Raw genomic sequence first — 24,211 nt, 5'->3', positions numbered from 1 at the left:
ATTCAGCTACAATAGAGGAGAAGGGAGTGTGCGGAATGAAGACAAAGGGAACTTGGCAAGGAGTTTTACAATTTGAAGAAGGGCAGCCGGTTAAAATCCGGGTGGGCACTTTTAATATTAATTCCATTTTGCATTTTCTGAACGGGAAAAGAATAACCATCACCATTGAAATGATAACGGACGAACATGACCAGTTAGATTCAGGGCAGCTGATTACATCGGGAAAGCTGATGTATGATGAAAAGAAAAAGTTGTTTCTGTTAGAAAAATATCCTCTACTTGAAGTTTTGGATAGCTTCATGAACCAAAAAGTGAAACTTCATATTGAACTGGATCAATCAGTCTTATCGGCACGGATGACCTAAGAGGCGATGCTGACCGCCCCTATCTTTTAACAAATTGTCCACGGATAACGATAACCGTTTTCACTATGGTCATTGACGTAAAAGAGGGCTCTGTAATATACTGATGTTAAACAATGAAAATCATTATCAATTATTTAGAATGATTCTAAATAAGGAATCAGATGGGCCTTATGATGGAGTGATGGGTATGGCTTTTATTGAAATCAAACAATTGACCAAACATTTTAGAGATGCTTTGAAACCAGCCGTTGACCGCTTTGATTTGGAGACCGAGCAAGGGGAAATCATTACGCTTTTAGGACCCAGTGGTTGCGGAAAAACAACCACTTTACGTATGATTGCCGGATTTGAGCAGCCCTCTTCCGGACGAATTGCGATTGGAGGGCAAGTGGTTCATGACGATCATTTTTCCCTGCCACCAGAGAAACGCGGAATCGGCATGGTATTTCAGGATTATGCTCTCTTTCCCCACCTGACTATAGAGAAAAACGTTATGTTCGGTCTCGGAAAATGGAAAACAAAAGAGAAGAAAGAAAGAACTAAGGAAGTTTTGGAATTGGTCGGCCTTAGTCAATTCGCCGATCGCTATCCCCATCAACTCTCCGGAGGGCAACAGCAGCGTGTGGCATTGGCCAGGGCTTTGGCTCCCCGGCCGAATGTGATCTTGATGGATGAGCCATTTAGCAATCTGGATGCCGGCTTGCGGGAAAAAATGCGCTATGAAGTCACTAACATATTACGCAAGACCAACACGACAGCGATTATTGTCACCCATGACCAAAAAGATGCATTTGCTGTTTCTGACCGTGTTGTGGTTATGAATGAAGGTGTTGTTCAGCAGGTCGCTGCTCCCCGTGAAATGTACCGCTGTCCGAAGAATTGTTTTGTGGCTCAATTTCTGGGGAAAACCAACATCATTACCGGCACACTGGCCGATGATTTAAAGCATGTTTATACCCATATTGGTAGGGTCTGTTTACCCGAAAAAACGAAAGCGTTGTTGGATCAAGTCATCCTGTCGATCCGTCCTGAAGGTTGCCGTTTGGTGGATGAAGGGCGCTACTGTGGTGAAGTGGAGAACGTGATCTATAGCGGAGAATATCAGGAGCTACAGGTCAAGGTTAGAACAGGCGAAGGTGGTTACGAATCAATGATTCTGTATGCACCGATTGAACAGGAAATTGAAAGTGGCCAGATGGTGTCCTTCGACATTGCTCCTGAGCTGGTAGCCCTGGTTGAGCAATAATGTCACGCTTAACTGCCAGTTTGATCGTTTTTATCGGGGCGGCGGGCTACGGGGTACTGGCCACATTTGTAAAAATTGGGTATGAAAAAGGATTTCACGTTGGTGAAATTACTGGAAGTCAGATGTTTGCCGGTGCTGTTATCCTGTGGATTATCGCTTTATTTAAAGTTCGTTCCTGGCGAGGGCTGTCCTGGAAAAATATGATGCTTTTAATGGGAGTGGGCACCTTTACAGGCTTAACAGGCGTATTTTACTATACTTCAATGCAGACATTGCCCGCCTCTATTGCCATTATTCTATTATTCCAATTTACATGGATCGGCGTTCTATATGAATGGCTGTTTGACCGCAGGAAACCAACAAAGGAAACCTATTACAGCCTGGTGCTGGTGTTGCTTGGCACCATGTTGGCCGCCAATGTGATCAGCGGTGATTTATCCGTTTTCACCTGGTTTGGTTTGTCAATGGGCTTGTGTTCGGCCTTCACTTATGCTGCTTTTATTTACGTCAGTGGTAAAGTAGCCACCAATATCAGTCCCTGGCTGCGCAGCCCGCTGATGATTACCGGCTCTAGTCTGGCTATCTTTCTTATCTTTCCTCCCACTTTTTTTACATCAGGCGTGCTGTGGGAAGGATTATGGTATATTGCACTGATCATGGCCTTTTTTGGAGCCATTTTGCCCACCATTTGCTTTACAATCGGTGTGCCATACATTGGCAGCGGATTGGCTGCCATCATCGGTTCGGTGGAGTTGCCTGTTGCGGTTTTCATGGCCTGGATCGTCTTATCTGAGGCAGTATCTCCAGTGCAATGGGTGGGGGTCGTCATGATTCTTGCGGCCATTGTCTTGGGTGAGTTAAAAAACTTGCAGGCTATTCAAAGAAAGAAAAAACGCCTCTCAAGTATTTGACAAATAAATTGGGGAATGCTAAGATGGAATCAAATATTGAGGATACCGGTTCATTCCTCGATATTTGTCCAATTCCATATGTTCGGTGAAAGATGGATTGTAAATTTGTAAGTCGTACCTGTCAGGGAGGACTTCCAAGTTTAAGGTCCCTCTTGAAGGTACGGTTTTTTTATCTGAACACATCCATCCTTCCGGACAGCACTATTTTAAGGCAGTAGCCGGAAATTAGGAGGTATTTTTAGCATGCAACAAGGTGTAGTAAAATGGTTTAACTCTGAAAAGGGGTACGGTTTCATCGAGGTTGAAGGTGGCAATGACGTATTTGTACACTACAGCGCCATTCAAGAGGAAGGGTTTAAAACCTTGGAAGGCGGCCAGCGTGTAGAATTTGAAATCGTTCAGGGTGACCGTGGACCGCAAGCTGCTAATGTGGTCAAACTTTAATAAAAATAATATATAAGACGTGCTTTATTCACTAGAAAGTAACGTTTTGTCCATAGATTCGGTAAGCATGTTAGTTGAGTAAAGCAACACAAGCCTTTGGTTCAAAAGACCAAAGGCTTTTTTCTATGGGGCATATTCGGAGAGCTGATCAGGGGAATCAGGCACGTAGCGTTCATCTAAAGCCACCTGCATCTCTTGTTTGCAGTTGGGACAGTGTAACAAATGGATACACTGGTGTTGGACAAGATCAGGGTAGCCATTGCTTAATTTCATGTCATTTATTTCGCGGTAAGGACTATATGGCTCATCATAGTCGGACAGTTTCCCCAGGTCATCCACCGGATTGGCGCACTGGGGACAGGTATAGGTTAATGATTCCAATCCGTTGCAAACGGGGCAGATCCACATCTCTCGCTGGCCTCCTTCCCCGGATGAGTTGCCCCAGCTGGGCCGGCTGTTTGCCTGTGTTTAGTGTGGCCTAAAGGAGGGGGTCTATTCAACACAGGCTCGGAAATTGGTATAATGGGCATACAGGAAGGAAGCTAACTATTGGAGTGAGTGATGATGGGAAAATATACACTGGTGAAGCACTTTTGGATGGCCTGTGCCCACGCAGTCAAAGGGGCTGGCAAATGTGAGAGGATTCATGGTCATAACTATAAAGTCACCTTTTGTGTAGAGGGCAGGGAGTTAGATGAAAATGGCATGCTGATTGACTTTAGAGAAGTAAAACATGCCTTGGAGAAAAAATATGATCATCACCTGCTGAATGACTTTCCAGAATTTAATCCGGGCCAGGGAGGAGCCAATCCGTCTACGGAGAAGGTGGCTGAAGTGTTTTACCAGCACATCAAGACCTTGTGCCGGCAGAAGAAAAATCAACCGCGTCTCAAATGGGTTGAAGTGCAGGAAACACATGAGGCTTATGCCCGCTACGAAGAATAAAGGCTTATCTCGCCGTGTAAGGTGAGATAAGCCTTTTCACATCTGTATCAACCAATTACCCTTAAGAGTTGCAGGGGTTGGTTTAATCAATAAAACCCAGCCATTTGAGTGTCTCCATGATACTGAACCAGCCGAAAACGAGTACGGAAACGAGGGAAAGGGGCACACCGACAGGATTTTTATCCTTGACCGTATGTATCAACCCAAACAGACATAGAATCGTGATAAGTGAAGTGATGACAATAAACAGCATAGTTTTTCATGTCCTCCTTTTATCCAAACTATACGTGTACGTTACAATACTTAACTTCACTTTTCTATTTTATCATAAGCGTGACGTTTGTCGAGTGTCGGGCATATGAGTATACAAAACAGTAATTGTGCGGGAGGAAAGCCAGGGTGAGTTCCGCCATCGTCCCCTTAGATAACCGCCATTACCATGCGGTATACACGCTTTTATCTCATCAGGAGCCTTGGTCCATTATCGCCTTTGATGCCCTGCTCCAATATGGGTTGAACCATCCTGATCACCGGTGGTTTAGAGAGGTGCACAACGGCCGCACCAAAGGCATTATTTACCTTCACGACCAACTGCTCCAGGTTTGTTACCCTTCATTACCGCAGCGCTCAGGGTTAGGCATGTTTCTCAGGCGTTATGTTCCCCATTTTATCATACATGGTCAGCAACAACAGCTGGCTTGGCTGAAAAAGCAACTGGCTCACTATGACACCAGGTGTCTGGACAAAAGCCTGTTTGTGGTTCAAAGTGAGCTGACACCCGCTTTAATTAACCAACCTCTCCCTGTGCCTGAGGACATTCGACTGCGTCTGGCTGTCACTGCCGATTATGTCAGCCTGATGTCTCTCTACTCAGGTTCAGAAGTAGAGCAGCAGGTGGATGGCCAACTTCTGTGGCAGGCCATTATGCAGGGCAGAGTGATTGTCGCTGAACAAAAGCAGCTGGTGGGGACAGTGATGTGTCTGAAAGAAAGTCCCCGCTATGTTTTGCTAGGAGGATTGTATGTGACCCCGCGAGCCCGCTCACAGGGCATTGCCAGCCTCTTGGGTCAGCGATTGGTCCAAATGGTGCTCAGGAAAGGGAAACAGGTCTGCTTTTATTATCATGATTCCACATTAAGCCCGTTTTATCAACGGGCCGCTTTTCAACCCCTTGGTGATTGGCACAGTTATTCTTTTACCTCAAAGCAGACTATGTTTTTTAATGGAGGCTCCTGATGGCGTCCCGGCCCAAAGTACAGATGGAGGGGGCCGTCCTCTGTCAATGGTTTCCCGCCTAAAGCAAAGGCAAGGTAGCACTGTTTAGCTTCAGCCAGTGGCAAGTTGACCGTCCGGTTGTCTTGCAAATGGCAAACCACTTCTTTTGCCCCAGGCAAAGGTTCAGCGTGATTCAAAAAAGGTTCAAAGGGAACGGCATAGGAGCCGTGCGTTTCACGTTCGGGAACCTGCTTTGCTTCCCCGGTTTGGATATAAGTATTCAGGTCAATTTTCCGTTCATCAAAAATCCATACGCTGGGATCCAGATTGATGGTAAATTGGGTGGCTCCTTTAATGGGAATGACGGCTGACATGATGGTTGCCTCCTTTATGATCGTTTGCTCCCTTCTCATTATAATGGCAACTGAGCCACGAATCCATATTTAGAGTCTGCTTTTAACAGGGAGTATACTTGTTGGCGGGAAGGTGATGCTATGCATGATAGAAGAAACAGCTTGACAAGTGAGGGACAAGCATGCAACGGTGTAAATGGATGGAAACCACTTCAGTATCTGAGCTAGAGCATGAGCTTAAAGAGCTGGTTGAGAAGCACCGCCCGGATGGCCAAACAGGTGAAGTAGCTAACTACATTCCTGCCTTAAGCAAGGCCAATCCTAAACACATGGCCGCCAGTCTGTGTTTGTTGACTGGAGAGCAGGTGCAGGCAGGGGATGTGGACGAAAGATTCACCCTGCAAAGTATGTCTAAAGTGATTACCCTGGCCATGGCCCTGATGGAGTGTGGTGAAGCGTGTGTGTTTGAGAAAGTGGGCATGGAGCCGACCGGTGATCCGTTTAATTCGATCATGAAATTGGAAATCATGCGGCCTAACAAGCCCCTCAACCCAATGATCAATGCCGGGGCGATTGCGGTCACTTCCCTTCTGCCTGGAACAGTGGAAGAAAAGGTGGAACGTATTTTAAGCTTTGTACGGCGTTTGGCCGGTAATACCGCAATCGGCTTTAATGAAGCTGTTTACCGCTCGGAACAAGAAACAGCCGACCTTAACAGGGCGCTGGCTTACTTCATGAAGCAGTATGATGTGCTTGAAGGTGATGTGGAAGAGGTGCTTGATATTTATTTCAAACAGTGTGCCATTGAAGTGAATTGCCAGGATGTGGCCCGCATTGGAGCGGTTTTTGCCAATAGGGGACGCGACCCAGAAACAGGAGAAGCGATCATGCCGGAACAAATTGCTAAGATATGTAAAACATTTATGGTTACCTGCGGCATGTACAATGCATCGGGAGAATTTGCCATACGGGTGGGGATTCCCGCCAAAAGCGGCGTTTCAGGGGGCATTATGGGAGCGGTTCCCCATTGCATGGGAATTGGCATATACAGTCCGGCTTTGGATGATAAAGGCAACAGTGTGGCCGGTGTCCGTCTGTTGGAATCTTTGTCAGCCACCTGGGGGCTTTCTATATTTTGACCCTCCTTCCTTGAAATTTTTATGGTTAAAGCGTATTATTAAGGTTAGGAGTAGGACATGGGAACGGAGGGAATGACATTGTCGACAGATATGGCTACACAAAGCAAGGAAAAGGCCCTGGCTTTACTTAAACAAGATGCCGAAAAAATATTAAAGCTGATCTCGGTTCAGATGGATCACTTAACCATGCCCCAGTGTCCCCTGTATGAAGAAGTGTTGGATACCCAAATGTTCGGGCTGTCCCGTGAAATTGATTTTGCGATCCGCCTAGGGCTTATTTCCGAAGAAGCCGGAAAACAGATCCTCTCCGAACTTGAGCAGCGCCTCGCCCAGTTACATGAAGCGTATGAACAGCAAAATGGCCAGGGTTCATGATAGATGGGACCTTTTTCGTCTTTGGATTTGCTGTACAGCCAAAAGTATATAAATTTACAGGGCTACCTGTGTCGGGTAGCTTTTTTTTCAGTTTATAATATGAAAGAGGAGTGCTTTTGACTTCAGCGGAAAGGATGGATAATGAGATGAGCGGCACGAAACAGATTATTGAGCAGACAGAACGGTACGGTGCAAACAACTATTTGCCTCTACCTATTGTCATCTCTAAAGCAGCAGGTGTATGGGTGCAGGATCCAGAGGGTAATCGATACATGGATATGTTGAGTGCCTATTCTGCTTTAAACCAGGGTCACCGTCATCCCAAAATTATTCGGGCACTCAAAGAGCAGGCGGATCGGGTCACCTTGACTTCCCGGGCCTTTCACAATGACCGTTTGGGTGAATTTTACGAGAAAATTGTTGCTGTAACAGGAAAAAATATGGTATTGCCCATGAATACTGGAGCTGAAGCGGTGGAAACGGCGATTAAAGCGGTCCGTCGCTGGGCTTACCAAGTGAAGCAGGTTCCGGAGAACCAGGCAGAAATTATTGTTTGTGAGGGAAATTTCCACGGGCGGACCATCACAGTGACGTCCTTTTCATCCGAAGCGGAGTATCGCCGCGGATTTGGGCCTTTTACACCGGGATTTAAAATCATCCCTTACGGAGATGTTGAAGCGCTAAAGCAAGCGATTACACCTTATACAGCTGCTTTCCTGGTGGAGCCTATTCAAGGTGAAGCGGGCATTATTATTCCGCCGGACGGGTATTTGCGGGAGGTGCGCCGCATCTGTGATGAGCATGGGGTCTTGTTTGTGGCCGACGAAATTCAAACCGGTTTCGGGCGGACTGGGAAAATGTTTGCTTGCGACTGGGAAGAGGTCAAACCGGACATCTATATTATGGGCAAAGCCTTGGGGGGAGGCGTGTTCCCGATTTCAGCCGTTGCTGCAAATCAGGATGTACTGGGAGTATTTGAGCCAGGTTCACACGGCTCCACATTTGGGGGGAACCCCCTTGGCTGCGCCTGCGCCATTGCCGCTTTGGAAGTCATTGCAGAAGAGAAGTTGGTCGAGCGTTCGTTGAGACTGGGACAGTACTTGATGTCCAAATTGCACGAGCTGAAGAACCCCAAGATCAAAGAGATCCGCGGCAAGGGATTATTCATTGGCATTGAACTGACCGAGCCAGCCCGTCCCTATTGTGAGGCCTTAAAGGAAAAAGGTCTGCTGTGTAAGGAAACACATGAACATACCATTCGCCTTGCGCCACCGCTCATTATCACAAAGGAAGAAGTGGATTGGGCATTTGAACGGCTTAAAGACGTGTTGCAACCCTGATTACCTTTGGCAAAAAAGAGAGGCAGGCCTTGTGGCTACCTCTCTTTGTCCTTATCAGGGGCGGTTTGCGGGGGATTTTGGTTGGCTTCTTCACTTAATTCCCGTGCTTCTTCAATTAATCCGTTTTGCATGGTCACTTCTCCGCCGCCTAAACCTTCGCTAATCATCCGGTCAATATCAACGAAGTAGCGGTCACGTCCTTCATGATCCACATCTCTATTGCGTCTGGACATCTTGTACACCTCCTGCGTCACTACCTAGTATGCTATAACCTGTTAGGATACATGTACCCTTTTTATTCCTGCCGGTAAACGTAAAGAACCATGCCTTGATTCAAGACATGGTTTGCTCTGAGCGGTTCTCCTTTGCCGCAGCCGGTTGTTCGGGCTGCTGAAGGGACCGGTAGATGGAGAGGGCCTGCTCAATATCTTCCTGGTTAAATGCTTTGAGGAATTTTTTGGTGTCGTTATAGTACAGGCGACGGGCATCAACAAATCCATGATGCTTCATTAACACCAACAGTGCCACCAGATGGTAAAAGGGGACGCCTGTCTGTCCAGCATCATAGATGTTGTTTTCTTGTACATATGTATCAAAATAACGCACATAAGTGACCGTTAATGTTCGTTTTTCACCAAGATGATCGTAGACGACTTCCGATTCATTAAATTGATCTTCCATTGTGGTTGGCAACGCTTTCTCACATTCAAAACCTGAACAGTGATAGATCTTCATCCCTCATCCTCCTTGGTTAGCCCTTTTCTCTATCATTATAGCAAATAGTGCAGCAATAGGGAAACGAAGGCATGGAGTTCGTTTAGAATAGCGCTGACCGTTAGGTCTTTCCAGAGAACATTTGGGACTTTCATTATCACGTTTCAGACCACAAACATTAAAAATTGGGAAAAAAATCGATAAAATGATAAGTAGCCAAAGGAAGCGTTTACATTTTACAATAAGACCAATGTTGGGATTTGAAAAAACATTCGTTATAGTCTATCCTAAATATAGCAGGATGTTCATTAATATTCTTTATTCTTAAAAGAATGGCAAGGGGAGGAGTGTTGGCAATGAAAACAGAAACGATTGAAGTACAGGGAACAGGGTTTAACCTTCAGGATTATGAGGAAGCCAGACGCACTTTTTCCTGGTCTGACGTAGAAAAGGTGTTTTCCTGGTATGAAACAGGCAAAGTGAATATGGCTTATGAAGCGATTGACCGGCATGCTGAAGGGGAACGTAAAGATAAGGTGGCCCTTTATTACAGTGATGCCCAGCGGGATGAACAATACACGTTCCAGGAGATGAAAGCGAAATCAAATCAGGCGGCCAACATTTTGCACAAACTGGGCATCAAGAAAGGCGACCGGGTGTTTATTTTCATGCCCCGCTCACCGGAGTTGTATTTCAGCTTGCTAGGGGCTATTAAGCTGGGAGCCATTGTAGGTCCTTTATTTGAAGCATTCATGGAAGGTGCGGTCAGAGACCGTCTGGAAAACTCTGAAGCCGTTGCTGTAGTGACCACACCAGAACTGCTGCCCCGCGTACCCAGCAAAGATTTGCCTGCACTAAAGCATATTCTGTTGGTTGGGGACAATCTTGACCTGGAACAATTAAACAAAGAGCATCCGACTGTACAACTTCATGACTACCATAAGGAGATGGCAGATGCATCCACAGCATTTGACATCGTTTGGGTGGATAAAGAAGATCCGCTTATTTTACATTACACATCGGGTTCCACTGGAAAGCCCAAGGGTGTTCTGCATGTTCACTATGCCATGTTGCAACATTACCAGACTGGAAAATGGGTGCTTGATTTAAAAGAAGACGATGTGTACTGGTGTACAGCAGATCCCGGCTGGGTCACCGGAACATCATACGGTATCTTTGCTCCTTGGCTCAACGGAGCCACCAATGTCATCCGCGGCGGCCGATTTAGTCCGGAAGATTGGTACTACACCATTGAAAAATATAAAGTGACGGTATGGTACAGTGCACCAACCGCTTTCCGCATGCTGATGGGTGCCGGAGAAGCAGTGGCAGAACGTTATGATCTATCCTCCCTGCGTCATATTTTAAGTGTGGGTGAGCCGCTTAATCCGGAGGTGATCCGTTGGGGATTGCAGGTATACAAGTTGCGCATCCATGACACCTGGTGGATGACGGAAACAGGTGGCATGCTGATTTGTAACTATCCCTGCATGGAGATGAGACCCGGGTCAATGGGTAAACCATTCCCCGGTATTGAAGCTGATATTATTGATGATGAAGGTAATCCGCTGCCCCCCTACCAGATGGGCAATCTGGCCATCAAAGTGGGCTGGCCATCCATGATGAGAAAGATTTGGAAGAATGAAGAGAAATATAATGAGTACTTCCGTCTTAAAGGGTGGTACATCTCTGGAGATTCTGCATACAAGGATGAAGATGGTTATTTCTGGTTCCAGGGACGTGTGGATGATGTGATTATGACGGCTGGTGAACGGGTAGGTCCGTTTGAGGTGGAAAGCAAGCTTGTTGAACACCCTGCCGTAGCAGAAGCCGGGGTGATTGGCAAACCGGATCCTGTTCGCGGTGAAATTATTAAGGCCTTTATCTCACTCAGAGCCGGATATGAGCCTTCTGAGGAGCTGAAAGAAGAGATTCGCCAGTTCGTCAAAACCGGCTTGGCTGCCCATGCGGCTCCCCGTGAAATCGAATTTAAAGATAAGTTGCCTAAAACGCGGAGCGGCAAGATTATGCGCCGGGTGCTAAAAGCTTGGGAGCTGGGCTTGCCAACTGGCGACCTGTCCACAATGGAAGATTAAGAAGACTAAAAAATAACTAGAGGGGTGCCGGCTTGGCACCCTTTTTTTCCTCTTACATGGTGTTTCGCTGCTGTTTTTTTACTCTTTCTGCCACTCCCGTTCCCTGATCACATCACTGCGGTCACGCAGCTTATGTTTATGAATAAGAAAAGCATTGTCCGGATCACTTCTCGTTCCCCAGGTGAGATTGTTCTCCTGGCACACCTGCCGGCAGTGTTGCAGCAGCTGGGGATCTGTAATAGGCAAGTTAAAGCTTGTATAAGGTTTCAGATCTTGTATATCATTTAACTGCTCAGTTAATTGCTTTATAAGTGCGGACGGATCTAAGCCCAATTTTTGCACAGCACCTTGTTCCCTGTCCAAAATTTGCCGGGCACTGGCCAGCATTTTGGCTGCGCCATTGAAATTGCCCCGGCGGTGATGATATAGAGCGACGGCCACCTGAATCAGCCCGACCCACACTGGTTCGCGGTCAGGTTGGCTTTTCCAATATTCTTCCAAAACCTCATGACATTCAAAATAGTCCCGGCTGGCATGGAAATGGATAAGATAATCCACATACGCTTTTGGATACATCAAAAATCCCCCGCTGTCTCTTTTCCGTACACCTATTATACCATACTCTATCGTGTACAACGCACCAACCCCAATACCGGACACAGCCCAGCGAATACATAGAATAAGATTGTCTTGTCCCATCCTGGTCTGTTTATGATAAAATAAGCCTAACACAGGAAAAAAGAGCAGGGTAGCTTTACATGAGAGGTTGTAAATAAGGGAGCGTTGTGAACAACATGAGCGAAACCCGGATAGACCTTGAACAACAGCCTGAGCTGGATCAGCCAGATTTCACCATCCTGATTGTGACCCTGATCTTGTTAGGCTTCGGTTTGGTGATGATCTACAGCGCTAGCCACCATATGGCTTTCATGATGGATCATGGGGACAGTGCCTATTTTCTAAAAAGACAATTAGTTTGGGCTTTTTTGGGCTTGTTTATGTTATACATAACCATGAACATTCCTTATTCTTTGTACAAGAAACTGGTACCGATTATGTTGCTTGTCTTACTCATTATGATGGTGCTGGTGCTGGTGCCCGGATTTGGCCTGAAGGAGAAGGGGGCCCAACGCTGGCTTAATTTAAGAGTGATAACCCTGCAGCCGTCCGAATTTGTCAAGCTGGGTTTAATCATTTACCTGGCCTCTATTTATTCCAAAAAACAGGGGTATATTTCCCACTTCAAGCGGGGGGTTCTGCCTCCTCTCGTCATTGTGGGTCTGTTTTTTTGTTTGACCCTCTTGCAACGGGACTTGGGCACGGCTTCTATCTTGATGCTGTTTACCTTTGTCATTTTGTTTTGCGCCGGGGCCAGGATCATGCATATGCTTGGCCTTGGCATCATGGCTTTTTCAATGATTTCAGTTTTTGCCGTGACCCAGGACTATCGCTGGAAACGGCTGACTGCCTTTTTAGACCCTTGGGCAGATCCTACGGGGACAGGCTATCATACGATTCAGTCCCTGTATGCCATTGGCAATGGCGGGTTAACAGGTATGGGCTTTAATAACAGTATTCAAAAGCAATTTTATCTTCCGGAGGCCCATACCGATTTCATCTTTGCCGTCATTGCGGAAGAATTTGGACTGCTGGGCGTCATTGGGGTGCTTGCCGCCTATCTGATCCTAGTATTAAGAGGCATTCTTATCTCTTTACATGCTCCCGATGCGTTCGGCATGTTGCTGGGTCTTGGTATCTCAGCAATGATTGGTATTCAGTCTCTAGTTAACATTGGGGTTGTCTCAGGCTCCTTGCCTGTGACCGGATTAACCCTGCCCTTGTTAAGCTATGGTGGTTCATCCCTGTTGCTCACCCTGATTTCAATAGGGATTTTACTTAATATATCGCGCCATGCATCACAGAGCACAAGAAAGGAGAATGACCATGCACAAAACGCTACTTAACGAGAGGCCTTTTAACAAGATACTGGTGGCCAACCGCGGGGAAATTGCCATCCGTATATTCAGGGCCTGCACGGAGCTGGATATCCGTACCGTGGCTATTTACTCGGAGGAAGACCGGACAAGTTTGCACCGCTTTAAAGCGGATGAGGCCTACCTAGTGGGCAAGGGCAAAGGGCCCATTGAAGCTTATTTAGATATCGAAGGAATCATTGAGATTGCCAAGCGCCATGATGTGGATGCCATTCACCCTGGTTACGGGTTCTTGTCTGAAAATGCCACCTTTGCCCGGCGCTGCGAAGAAGAGGGCATTGTATTTATTGGTCCTAAGCCGCAGCATATTCAAATGTTTGGGGATAAGGTCCAGGCCAGAAAACAAGCCATTGAAGCCGGATTGCCGGTGATCCCTGGTACAGAAGAGCCGGTCTCTGCTTTGCAAGAGGTTTTGCTGTTTGCCAAAGAACACGGTTATCCCTTTATTATTAAAGCCGCATCTGGCGGAGGCGGCCGCGGCATGCGCATTGTCAACAGTCGGGAAGAAGCTGAAGAGGCTTTCGGGCGGGCACGCTCCGAAGCACGAGCATCGTTTGGCAATGCGGATGTTTATTTAGAAAAATACATTCAGCAACCCAAACACATTGAAGTTCAAATCTTAGGTGACCAGCACGGTCATGTTGTTCATCTTTTTGAGCGGGACTGTTCCGTTCAACGCCGCTACCAAAAGCTGGTGGAAGTGGCCCCCAGCGTGGCCTTGGATCAACAGCTGCGGCAGGAAATTTGTGATGCTGCTGTACGCCTGATGAAAAAGGTGAACTATGTTAACGCGGGAACAGTGGAATTCCTGGTAGGCCAAGATGGTCAATTTTACTTTATAGAGGTGAATCCGCGGGTTCAAGTTGAGCATACCATTACAGAATTGATTACCGGTGTGGACATTGTCCAATCCCAAATTTTAATTGCGGCCGGTCATTCCTTGCATGAGGAACCGCTTAACATTCCAGAGCAAGAGCAGATTACCTACCGGGGCTATGCCATCCAATGCCGCGTCACAACGGAGGATCCGGCCAATAACTTTATGCCTGATACCGGAAAATTGTTAGCTTACCGGACAGCTGGCGGTTTTGGCACACGCCTCGATGCAGGCAACGGCTTTCCAGGTGCCGTGATCTCGCCCCATTATGACTCATTATTGGTCAAAATTTCAACCTGGGCTGTCACTTACGAACAAGCTGCCAGCAAGATGTTACGAAACTTGAAAGAATTCCGCATCCGCGGGGTGAAAACCAATATTCCTTTCCTGGAAAATGTGGTCCAGCATGACGCGTTTCTGCGGGGGGAGTATGACACCTCTTTTGTTGATAGCACACCTGAGCTGTTTGTCTTTCCGGAACGGCGGGACAGGGGGACGAAATTGCTGCAATTTATCGGGGAAACCATTGTCAACGGCTTTCCTGGTTTTGAAAAAGTGGAGAAGAAGCCGAACTTTCCTAACCCCCGGATTCCAGTCACGTCTTACAAAGAACCTTATCCACAAGGGACGAAGCAGATTCTGGATCAACAGGGGCCTGAGGGACTGGTGCAGTGGATTAAAGATCAACAGCGGCTGCTCTTGACCGATACCACGTTCAGGGATGCCCACCAGTCTTTGTATGCCACCCGTTTCCGTACCTATGACATGCTCCGGGTAGCTGAAGCCACCGGCAAACTGGCCCCTAATCTGTTCTCCCTGGAGATGTGGGGCGGAGCCACATTTGACGTCAGCATGCGCTTTCTGAAAGAGGATCCCTGGGAGAGACTGAGACAGCTGCGAGAAAAAGTGCCCAATGTGTTGTTCCAGATGCTGTTGCGCGGTGCCAATGCAGTGGGCTACACCAATTATCCCGATAACGTGATTAAGGAATTTGTCAAAGCGTCGGCTGAGAACGGTATTGATGTGTTCCGCATTTTTGACAGCCTGAACTGGCTGGAGGGCATGACCCTGGCCATTGAAGCAGTCAGGGAAAACGGAAAAATAGCCGAAGCCAGCATTTGTTACACAGGGGATATCCATGATCCCTCCCGGAGTAAATATGACCTGCACTATTATGTCAACCTGGCTAAGGAGCTGGAAAAAGCGGGTGCCCATATTCTGGGCATTAAAGACATGGCCGGTCTGTTGAAACCGTATGCTGCCTATGATTTGATTTCCGCCTTGAAAGAGGCTGTTGGCATCCCCATCCACCTGCATACCCATGATACCAGCGGCAATGGAGTAGCCATGTATCTTAAAGCGGTGGAAGCAGGGGTGGATATTGTTGATGTGGCCATCAGTTCCATGTCCGGCCTGACGTCCCAGCCCAGTATGAACGCTGTGGTCGCGGCTTTAAGTGGCCAAGAGCGGGACACGGCTCTGGACCTGGCCAACTTGGAGAAGTTGAGCCGCTACTGGGAAGATGTGCGCCGTTACTATCAGGGATTTGACACTGGTCTTTTGTCCACCAGCACGGAAGTATACCAGCATGAAATGCCCGGCGGCCAATATACCAACCTGCAGCAGCAGGCCAAAGCTGTCGGATTGGCCGACCGCTGGGAAGAAGTGAAAGAGATGTACAGCAGGGTCAACATGCTTTTTGGAGATATTGTCAAGGTGACCCCTTCATCCAAAGTGGTGGGTGACATGGCCCTGTTTATGGTGCAGAACAACCTAACCGAGGAGGACGTGCTCGAACGGGGAGAATCGATTGACTTTCCCGACTCGGTTGTTCACTTCTTTAAAGGATATTTAGGCCAGCCGTATCAAGGCTTTCCCAAGCGTTTGCAGCAAGTGATCCTAAAGGGGAAAGAGCCTATTACCTGCCGTCCCGGTGAACTGCTTGATCCCATTGATTTTAATCAGCTGGGCCGGGAACTGGAGGAAAAATTTGAGCGCTCTTTCAGCAGGGAAGAGATTCTCTCTTATGTCCTGTACCCGCAGGTCTTTGAGGAGTTTGAGCGGCATCGCCAGCAGTATGGGGATGTCTCTGTCCTGGATACGCCCACCTTCTTCTATGGGATGCGCCTGGGAGAAGAGGTGGCTGTGGAGATCGAACAGGGCAAAACCTTGATTGTATCTCTGGTCTCTGTGGGTGAGGTGCAAGCAGACGGCACCCGGACCATTTATTTTGAATTAAACGGTCAGCCCCGTGAAATCCGGGTGATCGATCAGTCGGCAGAAAAACAAGTAGTGACCAAAGAAAAGGCTGACCCCGCCAATCCCAATCATATTGCCGCCACCATGCCAGGTACCGTGGTCAAAGTCTTGGTGAAAGAGGGAGAAGCAGTGAAAAAAGGCGAGCATATCATGGTCACTGAAGCGATGAAAATGGAGACCACCATTCAAGCGCCCAGGGATGGCAAAATCGGGCGGATTGTCATCCGTGAAGGGGAAAGCATTTCAGCTGGCGATTTGCTGATTGTCATGGATTAGTCACTGGGTAAAAACTTGTATAAAGTTAAATGTAGGAAAAAAGTCTCATTTTTTGGAGACCCCCCCTCAAACAAAGCGTGACTCCGAATGTTATAAGCGGAACCACATTAAACAAAAAATTGAGTAGGGGGTATCTGACAATGAAAAAATCCTTACTGCTTACTTTGGTTCTGGCTTTAGCACTGGGAGCCGCTTTAGTCGGCTGTACTGCTCAAGACACAGATGAGCCTGCCGAGCAACCCGGTGTTGAAGACACCAACGGCAACGTAGAAGATACAACAGATGAAGCAGAAGACACTGATGCTGAAGCCGAAACCGAAGAAGATGCAGAAGAAACTGATGCTGAATTAGAAGAAGAGGAAGACAGCGAAGAAAGCAACTCTTAATTGGCTGCATCTCTAACCACGAATAACGAAGCATACCACAGACGGCTGCCATGAGATGGCAGCCGTCTCACGTTATTGACAGGAGAGGGTGATGCCTTAGGTGGAAGGACGGTTGGGACCGGATAATTTTTTGTCTGACAGGTTCACATTGGCAGATGGTTGTTCTTTTTTTTGTTTTTGTTCCAGTGAATCAGTCGGGTCTGGTTTGTGATTTTGTTTTTCCACCTATTTCACCCCTTTATCTGTGTTGATGTCTCCTCGTTTAGGTTACCCAATTACTTACTCTTTACTCCATGCATCTATCCACAACGCCAATGCCGCTCTAATATTGAGAACATGCACAGGAGCAAGAAAGACGGAAAAGAAATTATATTCGGCGTGCTATTTTTATCTTTTCTCTATCCTTGAAGAAGCGTATAATATTGATGGCTGTCTTTTCAACTGATGCGGGAGGGAGAAAAACTGACAGTGAACAATCAGCCTTGTATCGTATTGAATGGTGTAGCGAAGAAGTATCGCTCAGGGCGGTATGTTTTGCGTCAGATTGATCTCGAGGTCCCCCAGGGTTGTGTTTGCGGTATTGTGGGTACTGCAGGTGCTGGCAAAACCACACTGGTGCGGCTCTTGGCCGGCCTCATTCGCCCTACTAAAGGGAAGGTTTGTATCTTTGACCAAAACATCACACCAGACAACCCTGCTTACCGGCAGTTGGCCAGCTTTATCTTAAACGACAGCACCTTTTATTCCCGGCTCAAAGTGAAGGAATTATTGCAGTGGATGCACCGTTTGTATCGCCATTGGGACGAAAAACGATGCTATTCCTTAATCCAGGGGCTGGATATCTCCCTGGGCAAGAAAATCAAGCAGCTTCCCCATGAACAAAAAGTCTGGCTGTCTGTGATCATCGCCTTGTCCGCCCGCTCCAAACTGATTGTTTTGGATGGACCAACGAAAAGGTTCAGCCCTGCAGAGAAAATGGACATGTTAAAGCTGTTGTCCCAAGATGTGATTAATCACGGAACGACTGTGGTCTTTACAACCCATTCTGAGCAGGAGCTGCAAGAGATTGCTGATTATGGGTTTCGTCTGGAGGGAGGGCAGCTCTTGCCCTGTGAGCTGAAGAGAGGGTTTAGAAATGAAGCATGGGTCTAGATTGTTGTTACGCAAGGAATGGCTTAACCATAAATTTTCTGTATTGAGTTTGTTCTTATTTTTTCTTTTATCTCCAGTTTTTTATCCATTAGTGACTCATTTATCCCAAGTTCATGATCCTCACCGGTGGCAGGCATGGCTCACTTGGCCGTTTTGGCAGGAACAGTTCCATATATTGACTGACGGGGGGCTGGCTGTCCTCATCCCCTTTCACTTAGTGGCCATTTTTATCTTTGGACAGAGGCTGGTCACTAAGGAAAAAAAGGAGCGCACACTGGATTTCCTGTTGACCTTGCCCATATCCAGGCGGCAAGTGGTGAGCAGCAAATGGTGGTTTGGTGTTTTGAGCTTAACGGGAATTTATCTGTCTTTCTTGGTGCTGCTCGTAATATTGGGTGCGGGGCAGATGATGGGTGCAGCAATATGGCTTTCGGCACCGGGGTTGTATACTTTGTATCTCTTTACTTATAGCACTGCCTTTTTGATCGCTGTGCTGACGCACCGGCGGTGGGCCAGACTGCTGATCAGTTTTAAACTGTTAACCTTGCCTGTGTTGGTGGTGATAGGCTTGTCTTGGTGGGGCTATTCGGCGGCAGACTTACGGGACTATCGTGCTGAATGGAAATGGATGGAAGCTCCCGTTTTGTTAGTGTGTAGTTTTATTTTATACTGGCTGGCTAAGAGTGGATTTAAATATGTGTCGTTCCCGGCCAGTCGGAAATAGCCAGATCATAGTATGCAGGGTGGAGGAATTGTTCTCCCAGAGAAAAAAACCAGCTTGCCTCCAGTGCTGTCATCAAGCAGCTGCTAGAGAAGAGCTGGCTTTTGTTTTGGGTCATATTTTGAAATTGAAACGGATAATTCCTGCTTCCTTGGCAGAGAGAAAGGCGATAATCAGTAATGGCCCGGCAATCAGGCCAATCACGCCCAAAAAGTAAAACCCTAAGTATATACCGATCAACGTGGGCAAGGGAGGCAATCCGATTTGATCTCCCATCACTTTGGGTTCTACTGTGCGGCGGATCGTTAACAGAACCATGGCCAAAATTAATAATTGTATGCCTGTATGAGTATCTCCTGTAATTAGATTAAACAGGCCCCACGGTGCCAGAATGACAATCGAGCCGATAATAGGGATAAAGTCGATAATCCAAATGATCACTGCCATCAACAAAGCATTGCGGGGCGAGATTAACAGCAAACCGACATATGAAACAATAAAGATAATAATGCTCACCAAAAACTGAGCTTTAAAAAAGCCCGTAAACACGCGGGACAAGCGTTGAAACATATACCGGACTTTTTCGGCATTTTCCTCTTTGAACATGGTGTAAAATGCCTCAATGTACCTGGGGAGCTCCTTGCTGATCAGAAACAGGGCAATCAAGTAGATCAAAATAACAACAATCAGATTGGGAATCGCTTGCACCCACCCTGCTGCGGCAGAAATGGCTTGGGCTGAGATCTGATTGGCCTTGCTGATAATCACAAAACTTTGTCTCTCAATTTCTTCAACCAGCGGTTGGGGGAGGGTAGCAATCGTTTCGTTAAATTGCTCAATGGCATTCTCCACAAAGAAAGTAACCTCAATAATGTAATAGGGCAAACGGTCGATAAACTTCATGGCCTCGTTGACCAGCTTGGTAATCCCCAGATAAAACATTAAACCAATAAAGCAGACAAACAAAATAAACACGAGGGTGACTGCTGCAAGCCGGTGCTTTAAGTACAGCGTCCTTTGGGCCAGTTTCACCAGCGGCTCCAGCAATAACGCTGTGACAAAAGCCAGAATCAAGGGCATAAACACAGATAAGTATCGATATAAAATAAACCCACTGATCAAGAGCACACATGCAATGATGATACGTTTGGGTGTAATGATCTCTTTCAATGCTGCTCTCCTTTCTGCGGACACAAGTCCATTCCTCCTCATTATAGTACTTAATGCCGGACAGTTCTAGTCCTTCTCGGGCAATATTTCGTTCCTTAACAAGGATTTTGGGCAGGTTTGGCGAATAAGATAGAGGGTAAAAATAAAAAGGAGGGAACATGATGGATTTAGGTTATAATGGCAAAGCAGTGTTGGTGACAGCCGCCAGTAAAGGGTTGGGTAAAGCAAGTGCCCTGGCTTTAGCCAAGGAAGGGGCACGAGTCATTATCTCCAGCCGTAGTGAGCAGGCCTTGGCTGATGCGGCCCGTGACATTGAACAACAAACAGGGCAGAAGGTGATCACGATTCCGGCTGATGTGTCACAGCCCGAAGATGTGGAGCGTCTTTTTCAAGAGGTAAGGAAAGCAACCACTGAATTGTTTGGCTTGGTGTGTAATGCTGGAGGACCTCCGGCCGGCTCGTTTTTATCCTTTGCTGACGATGACTGGCAGCGTGCCTTTGAAACCAACCTGTTAAGTGTAGTACGCTTGGTCCGTGCCAGTGTGCCCTTGATGGAAACGAGTGGTGGGCGGATCATTACGATTGCCTCCTCTTCTGTTAAAGTTCCTATCCCTGGGCTGATTTTGTCCAACACCATGCGGGCTGGGGTACAGGGATTGATGAAAACCTTATCCATCGAATTGGCCGAAAAAGGTATCCTGGTTAACACGGTCTGCCCGGGACGCATTGCCACCGACCGTCTCCAGGCCTTGGATCAAGCCAAAGCTGAACGGGAAGGTAAAACACTGGAACAAGTACAGCAAGAATCCTTACAGGACATCCCCTTAAAGCGGTATGGTGAACCCCATGAATTCGGACAGCTGGTTGCCTACTTGCTCTCACCGGCCAACACCTATTTAACCGGTTCCACATACATGGTAGACGGCGGAATGGTTAAAGCCCTGTAGATGATAAAAAATGACTCGCTGGCCTGTTAAAAAAGTTTTATTGGTCATAAACTGATGATAGAGTATCTAAAGGGGTGAAGCAGATGGAAGAAACAAAAGACAAAGGTGTTGTGCGTATTGCGGATGATGTTGTGGCAGTCATAGCCAGTATAGCTACACTGGATACAGAAGGGATCACGAGCATGTCTGGCGGCATTGTGGAAGGCTTTGCCAGACGGGTGAGTGGTAAACAGGTCCACAAAGGCGTGCAAGTAAACATCAACAATAACGAAGCGGCCATCCATTTGAGAGTGATCGTCCAGTACGGCCAAAAAATTGATGATGTGTGCCGCAATGTACAGCGTAACGTGAAAGAAGCGGTAGAAAATATGACCGGTTTGTACGTTAACGAAGTGAATGTCCGTGTGGAAGGCGTCGATTTCGCCAAGCCGTCTGAACAGCAAGAGAACCAGGAAAGCTGACGCACATGCTCAAACAATAAGGAGCCTGTCTAACTTTCAAAAACTTGGATTAAAATATTAACCTGGTTCATGACAAAAAATGACCTTCCTTGTCAGGAGGTCATTTTTGATTAGACGCATGTTAATGAGCAGTATGTTCTTCTTCTTTCTCTTCCTTGACTTTAAGCAGCTTGTTTAATTCGGCCAGCTTTTCCTTGGCCCGGTTTAAGGCATGTTTGGGGAAATCATGATCATAGGCGACACCATGGGGAAAGGTATGGACCCCGATGTAAGGTTCACCGATCTTTACAATAGCATGGCCGCTGTCCTCAATAATCCCTTCCACCACTTCAGCGGGAACACGGATATAGTATGTTTTTCCATCTTTGCTATCCACATATTTATAATCATAGGTGGCTCGTTTATAATCCCAGGCCCAGCGTACAAAACCGACATGTTCCATAGCTACGTCCAGGTCCCGGATGGCAATTTCCTTGCCTTCCAATCCTGTATCCATAATGATCATAACGATTCCTCCTTTATCCCGTCTCATCTTTATTTATCATAGTATGAATGGCTTGAAGATGCAAATGCTTAATTTTTTCATGTATGATTTTTTTCACTTTGGACAGGTTAATATTGAACCGATTTTAGCAGGAAAAAAAGGAGGTTATAACATGGCCCAACAAACGGTAAGTGATATCATGACCCGTCAGGTCAACTGTTGTATTCCTGAAGACAATATCTATGAAGCAGCTGTTAAAATGAAAACATGGGATGTAGGGGTTATTCCAGTTGTTTCCAATGACCAGCTGCTGGGGGTCATAACGGACCGGGATATTGTTATTCGTGGAGTAGCCGAACGGAAACCCAATTCCACCCAAGTGACAGAAATCATGACCGCCGATGTGATTTGTTGTAGTCCTGACACCACAGTAGATGAAGCAGCTGAACTGATGTCCCGACACCAAATTCGCCGCTTGCCTGTTGTGGAGGGCAATAAGTTGGTAGGGATTGTGGCGTTGGGTGATTTGGCTGTCCGTGATAATTATGATGATGAAGCAGAAGTTGCCCTGAGTGAGATCTCCGAAAGACGGGGCGAAACCGATACCCACTCTCCCACATACGAATCTTAAATTTGTCCCCTTATCTCCTGCCCTTAGCACAATGCACACTTGAGTCTGCCTGGCAGACTCATTTTTTGCTTGAAAAAAGAACATATGTTCGTATATAATGTTTGTAACGTAAAAAAAGGGTAAAAATAATAACAGAAGCGGAGTTTGACGGTATGATCACTAATTCTAAAGAATATCAATTATTTACGGAGTTGTTAAAGCAATATACCGTTTTGCAAATTCTGTTAAAAGTAATTCCGTTGGAAGTGAAGGAACTGCACCACTCCAGATTAAAATTATCTCGTTTGTACTGCCGGATATTAGAGAGGATTCATCAGCAGGTGGAAAAAGATATACATCAACTGCGCCGTCAAATCACTCAGTTGGGCGGATGCATTATTTCCGAACAGCAGGAAAGGACGTTCCGGCTGGTCACCACTAAATTTCGGGGATACTTGTATCAGCATCGCTATACCAATGATGTGCTGCGGGGGGAGTGTGAAAAGCTGCTGTTTTGTTACCTGACTGGAGAGAGAGGAGGAGAGAGATGAAGCTGTGGCGGGGTATTGTGCTGGGCCTGATTGTTGGCAGTTTGATTCATCTGTGGCTGGTAGGATGGGAGACGTGGTCTGACAGCTGGCAGATAAAGTGGAATAAGGTTCGTGAACTCCCGGCAGTAATGGTGGACCATTACCTTTCAGTGCCCCAACGCATACCGGCAGAAGAACGGGAAGAAACACTTCCCGTTGAATCTGTGCAGAATAAGGAAACAACGGAGAAACATACCGCGGAGGCAGGTTTTTATTCAATCTCTGATCCCGGACTGTATGTGGCCTTGGGGATGACAGCGGCTGAAGTCAGGGAAAAATGGGGTAACCCAGAGCGCATTGATCCCAGTGCTTATGGTTATGAGTGGTGGATTTATAATCATGATTGGGAAGCATATGTGCAGATAGGAATAAAAGATAACCAGGTGAATACCGTTTATACCAATGCCCCCGGCTGGCAATGGAAAGACTGGCGTGTGGGGCAGGAGAGAGAAGAGTGGGCAGGAGCTTGGTCAGAACAGGAAGAATATACGTTTACGTATCAATGGGGCTATTATTCGTTTGTGCTCTCGGAAGATGACATACGGGAGAGGCCTCTTTATCTGGAAGACGATTTCGCTGTACAGCTGTATATAGATCTTCATGGAGGGGAAAGCATTGCTGGTATACGCTTGATGGATTTGGAGACCCTCCTGTTGCACCGGCCCTATACCCTGAAATATGTTGGTTCACTGCCTGAACCTTCTCCCTTAAATGAACAGGAACGGCAGGCCGTCGACCAAGCCAATGAGCGGCAAATTTTTGATATGGTTAACGTCACCCGCACCATGATCAAATTGACTCCTTTTGATTGGCATGATGGCGTGGCGGATGTCGCACGGAGACACAGCCAGGACATGCTGGAAAATAACTATTTCGACCACTACTCTCCCCATTATGGGGACCTGGGAGAACGTCTTCAGCGTGGAGGCGTCACCTTTGCCAAAGCAGGAGAAAACATTGCCTGGAACTATGTGGATGCCGCTGATGTTCATCATGGCTGGCTAAATAGTCCCGGTCACCGGCAAAATATTGTTGAACCGGCCTTTACGCATTTGGGAGTGGGTGTGGTGGATAAATACTATACGCAAAATTTTGTCAAACAATAACCCTCGGAATAAATCGTCCGAGGTTTTTATCGATT

Annotated in this window: 29 protein-coding genes; 20 read left to right on the top strand and 9 right to left on the bottom strand. The window is 46.9% G+C overall.

The features are described 5' to 3' along the window. Positions 1 to 35 precede the first annotated feature (35 nt). From J2S00_RS15435 to J2S00_RS15420, 4 genes are all read left to right on the top strand, one after another. Positions 36 to 365: a hypothetical protein gene (locus J2S00_RS15435; protein ID WP_307341784.1), complete on the top strand. Its 330-nt coding sequence runs from the start codon at positions 36 to 38 to the stop codon at positions 363 to 365. A gap of 187 nt (positions 366 to 552) precedes the next feature. Further along, the gene (locus J2S00_RS15430; RefSeq protein ID WP_307342006.1) at positions 553 to 1,611 is read left to right on the top strand and encodes an ABC transporter ATP-binding protein; all 1,059 of its coding nucleotides are present in this window, start codon (positions 553 to 555) and stop codon (positions 1,609 to 1,611) included. After that, positions 1,611 to 2,522, top strand: a complete 912-nt coding sequence (locus J2S00_RS15425) for an EamA family transporter (RefSeq protein ID WP_307341781.1) — start codon at positions 1,611 to 1,613, stop codon at positions 2,520 to 2,522. Before J2S00_RS15430 ends, J2S00_RS15425 begins: the two co-directional genes overlap by 1 nt. 243 nt (positions 2,523 to 2,765) lie before the next feature. Next, positions 2,766 to 2,966 (top strand): cold-shock protein, encoded by a 201-nt coding sequence (locus J2S00_RS15420; protein WP_307341778.1) that lies wholly within the window; start codon positions 2,766 to 2,768, stop codon positions 2,964 to 2,966. A 123-nt stretch (positions 2,967 to 3,089) separates the two neighbouring features. Here J2S00_RS15420 and J2S00_RS15415 read toward each other — a convergent pair whose 3' ends face one another. Further along, positions 3,090 to 3,374 carry a hypothetical protein gene (locus tag J2S00_RS15415; RefSeq protein ID WP_307341774.1) on the bottom strand — a complete coding sequence of 95 codons (285 nt, stop codon included), beginning with the start codon at positions 3,372 to 3,374 and terminating at the stop codon, positions 3,090 to 3,092. A gap of 156 nt (positions 3,375 to 3,530) precedes the next feature. On the opposite strand from J2S00_RS15415, the gene J2S00_RS15410 reads away from it, so the two are divergent. After that, positions 3,531 to 3,911, top strand: coding sequence for a 6-pyruvoyl trahydropterin synthase family protein (locus J2S00_RS15410; RefSeq protein WP_307341772.1), 381 nt, complete (start codon positions 3,531 to 3,533; stop codon positions 3,909 to 3,911). An 82-nt stretch (positions 3,912 to 3,993) separates the two neighbouring features. On the opposite strand, the gene J2S00_RS15405 is transcribed toward J2S00_RS15410, so the two are convergent. After that, positions 3,994 to 4,164, bottom strand: a complete 171-nt coding sequence (locus J2S00_RS15405) for a DUF2759 family protein (protein WP_307341769.1) — start codon at positions 4,162 to 4,164, stop codon at positions 3,994 to 3,996. 146 nt (positions 4,165 to 4,310) lie between these two features. Between J2S00_RS15405 and J2S00_RS15400 the strand changes: the two genes are divergently transcribed. Then, positions 4,311 to 5,147 (top strand): GNAT family N-acetyltransferase, encoded by an 837-nt coding sequence (locus tag J2S00_RS15400; protein WP_307341766.1) that lies wholly within the window; start codon positions 4,311 to 4,313, stop codon positions 5,145 to 5,147. On the opposite strand, the gene J2S00_RS15395 is transcribed toward J2S00_RS15400, so the two are convergent. Continuing rightward, the gene (locus tag J2S00_RS15395; protein ID WP_307341764.1) at positions 5,099 to 5,500 is read right to left on the bottom strand and encodes a molybdopterin-binding protein; all 402 of its coding nucleotides are present in this window, start codon (positions 5,498 to 5,500) and stop codon (positions 5,099 to 5,101) included. The two genes, J2S00_RS15400 and J2S00_RS15395, sit on opposite strands and share 49 nt — an antisense overlap. Positions 5,501 to 5,661: 161 nt before the next feature. Here J2S00_RS15395 and glsA point away from each other — a divergent pair, with 161 nt between their 5' ends. The 3 genes from glsA to J2S00_RS15380 all read left to right on the top strand — a co-directional run bounded on the left by glsA (position 5,662) and on the right by J2S00_RS15380 (position 8,333). Next, entirely contained in the window at positions 5,662 to 6,618 is a 957-nt protein-coding gene (gene glsA / locus J2S00_RS15390; protein ID WP_307341761.1) for a glutaminase A, read from the top strand. 90 nt (positions 6,619 to 6,708) lie between these two features. Continuing rightward, complete coding sequence (locus tag J2S00_RS15385) at positions 6,709 to 6,993, top strand: Fpa/YlaN family protein (protein WP_370875889.1); 285 nt, start codon at positions 6,709 to 6,711, stop codon at positions 6,991 to 6,993. 146 nt (positions 6,994 to 7,139) lie between these two features. Further along, positions 7,140 to 8,333 (top strand): ornithine--oxo-acid transaminase, encoded by a 1,194-nt coding sequence (locus J2S00_RS15380; RefSeq protein WP_307341758.1) that lies wholly within the window; start codon positions 7,140 to 7,142, stop codon positions 8,331 to 8,333. A gap of 35 nt (positions 8,334 to 8,368) precedes the next feature. Here the strand turns inward: J2S00_RS15380 and J2S00_RS15375 are convergent, their stop codons facing one another. Next, positions 8,369 to 8,566, bottom strand: a complete 198-nt coding sequence (locus J2S00_RS15375; protein ID WP_307341755.1) for a hypothetical protein — start codon at positions 8,564 to 8,566, stop codon at positions 8,369 to 8,371. A gap of 100 nt (positions 8,567 to 8,666) precedes the next feature. Next, on the bottom strand, positions 8,667 to 9,068 hold the full coding sequence (locus J2S00_RS15370; RefSeq protein WP_307341753.1) for a hypothetical protein: 402 nt from the start codon (positions 9,066 to 9,068) through the stop codon (positions 8,667 to 8,669). Positions 9,069 to 9,403: 335 nt separating this feature from the next. On the opposite strand from J2S00_RS15370, the gene acsA reads away from it, so the two are divergent. Further along, positions 9,404 to 11,143 (top strand): acetate--CoA ligase, encoded by a 1,740-nt coding sequence (gene acsA, locus J2S00_RS15365; protein WP_307341750.1) that lies wholly within the window; start codon positions 9,404 to 9,406, stop codon positions 11,141 to 11,143. 78 nt (positions 11,144 to 11,221) lie between these two features. On the opposite strand, the gene J2S00_RS15360 is transcribed toward acsA, so the two are convergent. Next, positions 11,222 to 11,842, bottom strand: coding sequence for a DUF309 domain-containing protein (locus J2S00_RS15360; RefSeq protein ID WP_370875886.1), 621 nt, complete (start codon positions 11,840 to 11,842; stop codon positions 11,222 to 11,224). Between the two features lie 95 nt (positions 11,843 to 11,937). Between J2S00_RS15360 and ftsW the strand changes: the two genes are divergently transcribed. From ftsW to J2S00_RS15345, 3 genes are all read left to right on the top strand, one after another. Then, positions 11,938 to 13,107, top strand: a complete 1,170-nt coding sequence (gene ftsW / locus J2S00_RS15355) for a putative lipid II flippase FtsW (RefSeq protein WP_307341747.1) — start codon at positions 11,938 to 11,940, stop codon at positions 13,105 to 13,107. Further along, positions 13,088 to 16,549, top strand: coding sequence for a pyruvate carboxylase (gene pyc, locus J2S00_RS15350; protein ID WP_307341744.1), 3,462 nt, complete (start codon positions 13,088 to 13,090; stop codon positions 16,547 to 16,549). Before ftsW ends, pyc begins: the two co-directional genes overlap by 20 nt. A gap of 140 nt (positions 16,550 to 16,689) precedes the next feature. Continuing rightward, a complete protein-coding gene (locus tag J2S00_RS15345) occupies positions 16,690 to 16,935 on the top strand; it encodes a hypothetical protein (RefSeq protein WP_307341741.1) in 246 nt (81 codons plus the stop codon). A 96-nt stretch (positions 16,936 to 17,031) separates the two neighbouring features. On the opposite strand, the gene J2S00_RS15340 is transcribed toward J2S00_RS15345, so the two are convergent. Then, on the bottom strand, positions 17,032 to 17,160 hold the full coding sequence (locus tag J2S00_RS15340; protein WP_307341738.1) for a hypothetical protein: 129 nt from the start codon (positions 17,158 to 17,160) through the stop codon (positions 17,032 to 17,034). Between the two features lie 219 nt (positions 17,161 to 17,379). On the opposite strand from J2S00_RS15340, the gene J2S00_RS15335 reads away from it, so the two are divergent. Next, entirely contained in the window at positions 17,380 to 18,087 is a 708-nt protein-coding gene (locus tag J2S00_RS15335; protein ID WP_307341735.1) for an ATP-binding cassette domain-containing protein, read from the top strand. Further along, positions 18,071 to 18,811, top strand: a complete 741-nt coding sequence (locus J2S00_RS15330; RefSeq protein WP_307341732.1) for an ABC transporter permease — start codon at positions 18,071 to 18,073, stop codon at positions 18,809 to 18,811. Before J2S00_RS15335 ends, J2S00_RS15330 begins: the two co-directional genes overlap by 17 nt. A 111-nt stretch (positions 18,812 to 18,922) precedes the next feature. On the opposite strand, the gene ytvI is transcribed toward J2S00_RS15330, so the two are convergent. Further along, complete coding sequence (ytvI, locus tag J2S00_RS15325; protein ID WP_307341728.1) at positions 18,923 to 20,002, bottom strand: sporulation integral membrane protein YtvI; 1,080 nt, start codon at positions 20,000 to 20,002, stop codon at positions 18,923 to 18,925. Positions 20,003 to 20,139: 137 nt separating this feature from the next. On the opposite strand from ytvI, the gene J2S00_RS15320 reads away from it, so the two are divergent. Further along, the gene (locus J2S00_RS15320; protein WP_307341725.1) at positions 20,140 to 20,925 is read left to right on the top strand and encodes an SDR family oxidoreductase; all 786 of its coding nucleotides are present in this window, start codon (positions 20,140 to 20,142) and stop codon (positions 20,923 to 20,925) included. An 83-nt stretch (positions 20,926 to 21,008) separates the two neighbouring features. Then, the gene (locus J2S00_RS15315; protein ID WP_307341723.1) at positions 21,009 to 21,386 is read left to right on the top strand and encodes an Asp23/Gls24 family envelope stress response protein; all 378 of its coding nucleotides are present in this window, start codon (positions 21,009 to 21,011) and stop codon (positions 21,384 to 21,386) included. A gap of 121 nt (positions 21,387 to 21,507) precedes the next feature. Here the strand turns inward: J2S00_RS15315 and J2S00_RS15310 are convergent, their stop codons facing one another. Further along, a complete protein-coding gene (locus J2S00_RS15310; RefSeq protein ID WP_307341720.1) occupies positions 21,508 to 21,891 on the bottom strand; it encodes a YugN family protein in 384 nt (127 codons plus the stop codon). A 151-nt stretch (positions 21,892 to 22,042) separates the two neighbouring features. On the opposite strand from J2S00_RS15310, the gene J2S00_RS15305 reads away from it, so the two are divergent. The 3 genes from J2S00_RS15305 to J2S00_RS15295 all read left to right on the top strand — a co-directional run bounded on the left by J2S00_RS15305 (position 22,043) and on the right by J2S00_RS15295 (position 24,176). Further along, on the top strand, positions 22,043 to 22,501 hold the full coding sequence (locus tag J2S00_RS15305; RefSeq protein ID WP_307341718.1) for a CBS domain-containing protein: 459 nt from the start codon (positions 22,043 to 22,045) through the stop codon (positions 22,499 to 22,501). A gap of 152 nt (positions 22,502 to 22,653) precedes the next feature. Then, positions 22,654 to 23,031 (top strand): YhjD family protein, encoded by a 378-nt coding sequence (locus J2S00_RS15300; protein ID WP_307341714.1) that lies wholly within the window; start codon positions 22,654 to 22,656, stop codon positions 23,029 to 23,031. Then, positions 23,028 to 24,176 (top strand): CAP domain-containing protein, encoded by a 1,149-nt coding sequence (locus J2S00_RS15295; RefSeq protein WP_307341711.1) that lies wholly within the window; start codon positions 23,028 to 23,030, stop codon positions 24,174 to 24,176. The genes J2S00_RS15300 and J2S00_RS15295 overlap by 4 nt, the downstream gene beginning before the upstream one ends. Positions 24,177 to 24,211: the final 35 nt, after the last annotated feature.

Origin of the sequence: Caldalkalibacillus uzonensis (assembly GCF_030814135.1) — a bacterium.
Taxonomy (GTDB): Bacteria; Bacillota; Bacilli; order Caldalkalibacillales; family Caldalkalibacillaceae; genus Caldalkalibacillus; species Caldalkalibacillus uzonensis.
Note: the sequence above shows the minus strand (reverse complement) of the source record. Positions and strands in the feature narration are given on the sequence as shown.

Bases quoted from the DNA above. Each gene is read 5' to 3' on its own strand.
- J2S00_RS15435 (WP_307341784.1), top strand. From the start codon at position 36: ATGAAGACAAAGGGAACTTGGCAAGGAGTTTTACAATTTGAAGAAGGG.
- J2S00_RS15430 (WP_307342006.1), top strand. From the start codon at position 553: ATGGCTTTTATTGAAATCAAACAATTGACCAAACATTTTAGAGATGCT.
- J2S00_RS15425 (WP_307341781.1), top strand. From the start codon at position 1,611: ATGTCACGCTTAACTGCCAGTTTGATCGTTTTTATCGGGGCGGCGGGC.
- J2S00_RS15420 (WP_307341778.1), top strand. From the start codon at position 2,766: ATGCAACAAGGTGTAGTAAAATGGTTTAACTCTGAAAAGGGGTACGGT.
- J2S00_RS15415 (WP_307341774.1), bottom strand. From the start codon at position 3,374: ATGTGGATCTGCCCCGTTTGCAACGGATTGGAATCATTAACCTATACC.
- J2S00_RS15410 (WP_307341772.1), top strand. From the start codon at position 3,531: ATGGGAAAATATACACTGGTGAAGCACTTTTGGATGGCCTGTGCCCAC.
- J2S00_RS15405 (WP_307341769.1), bottom strand. From the start codon at position 4,164: ATGCTGTTTATTGTCATCACTTCACTTATCACGATTCTATGTCTGTTT.
- J2S00_RS15395 (WP_307341764.1), bottom strand. From the start codon at position 5,500: ATGTCAGCCGTCATTCCCATTAAAGGAGCCACCCAATTTACCATCAAT.
- glsA (WP_307341761.1), top strand. From the start codon at position 5,662: ATGCAACGGTGTAAATGGATGGAAACCACTTCAGTATCTGAGCTAGAG.
- J2S00_RS15385 (WP_370875889.1), top strand. From the start codon at position 6,709: ATGGCTACACAAAGCAAGGAAAAGGCCCTGGCTTTACTTAAACAAGAT.
- J2S00_RS15380 (WP_307341758.1), top strand. From the start codon at position 7,140: ATGAGCGGCACGAAACAGATTATTGAGCAGACAGAACGGTACGGTGCA.
- J2S00_RS15375 (WP_307341755.1), bottom strand. From the start codon at position 8,566: ATGTCCAGACGCAATAGAGATGTGGATCATGAAGGACGTGACCGCTAC.
- J2S00_RS15370 (WP_307341753.1), bottom strand. From the start codon at position 9,068: ATGAAGATCTATCACTGTTCAGGTTTTGAATGTGAGAAAGCGTTGCCA.
- acsA (WP_307341750.1), top strand. From the start codon at position 9,404: ATGAAAACAGAAACGATTGAAGTACAGGGAACAGGGTTTAACCTTCAG.
- J2S00_RS15360 (WP_370875886.1), bottom strand. From the start codon at position 11,842: ATGGGACAAGACAATCTTATTCTATGTATTCGCTGGGCTGTGTCCGGT.
- ftsW (WP_307341747.1), top strand. From the start codon at position 11,938: ATGAGCGAAACCCGGATAGACCTTGAACAACAGCCTGAGCTGGATCAG.
- pyc (WP_307341744.1), top strand. From the start codon at position 13,088: ATGCACAAAACGCTACTTAACGAGAGGCCTTTTAACAAGATACTGGTG.
- J2S00_RS15345 (WP_307341741.1), top strand. From the start codon at position 16,690: ATGAAAAAATCCTTACTGCTTACTTTGGTTCTGGCTTTAGCACTGGGA.
- J2S00_RS15335 (WP_307341735.1), top strand. From the start codon at position 17,380: ATGCGGGAGGGAGAAAAACTGACAGTGAACAATCAGCCTTGTATCGTA.
- J2S00_RS15330 (WP_307341732.1), top strand. From the start codon at position 18,071: ATGAAGCATGGGTCTAGATTGTTGTTACGCAAGGAATGGCTTAACCAT.
- J2S00_RS15320 (WP_307341725.1), top strand. From the start codon at position 20,140: ATGGATTTAGGTTATAATGGCAAAGCAGTGTTGGTGACAGCCGCCAGT.
- J2S00_RS15315 (WP_307341723.1), top strand. From the start codon at position 21,009: ATGGAAGAAACAAAAGACAAAGGTGTTGTGCGTATTGCGGATGATGTT.
- J2S00_RS15310 (WP_307341720.1), bottom strand. From the start codon at position 21,891: ATGATCATTATGGATACAGGATTGGAAGGCAAGGAAATTGCCATCCGG.
- J2S00_RS15305 (WP_307341718.1), top strand. From the start codon at position 22,043: ATGGCCCAACAAACGGTAAGTGATATCATGACCCGTCAGGTCAACTGT.
- J2S00_RS15300 (WP_307341714.1), top strand. From the start codon at position 22,654: ATGATCACTAATTCTAAAGAATATCAATTATTTACGGAGTTGTTAAAG.
- J2S00_RS15295 (WP_307341711.1), top strand. From the start codon at position 23,028: ATGAAGCTGTGGCGGGGTATTGTGCTGGGCCTGATTGTTGGCAGTTTG.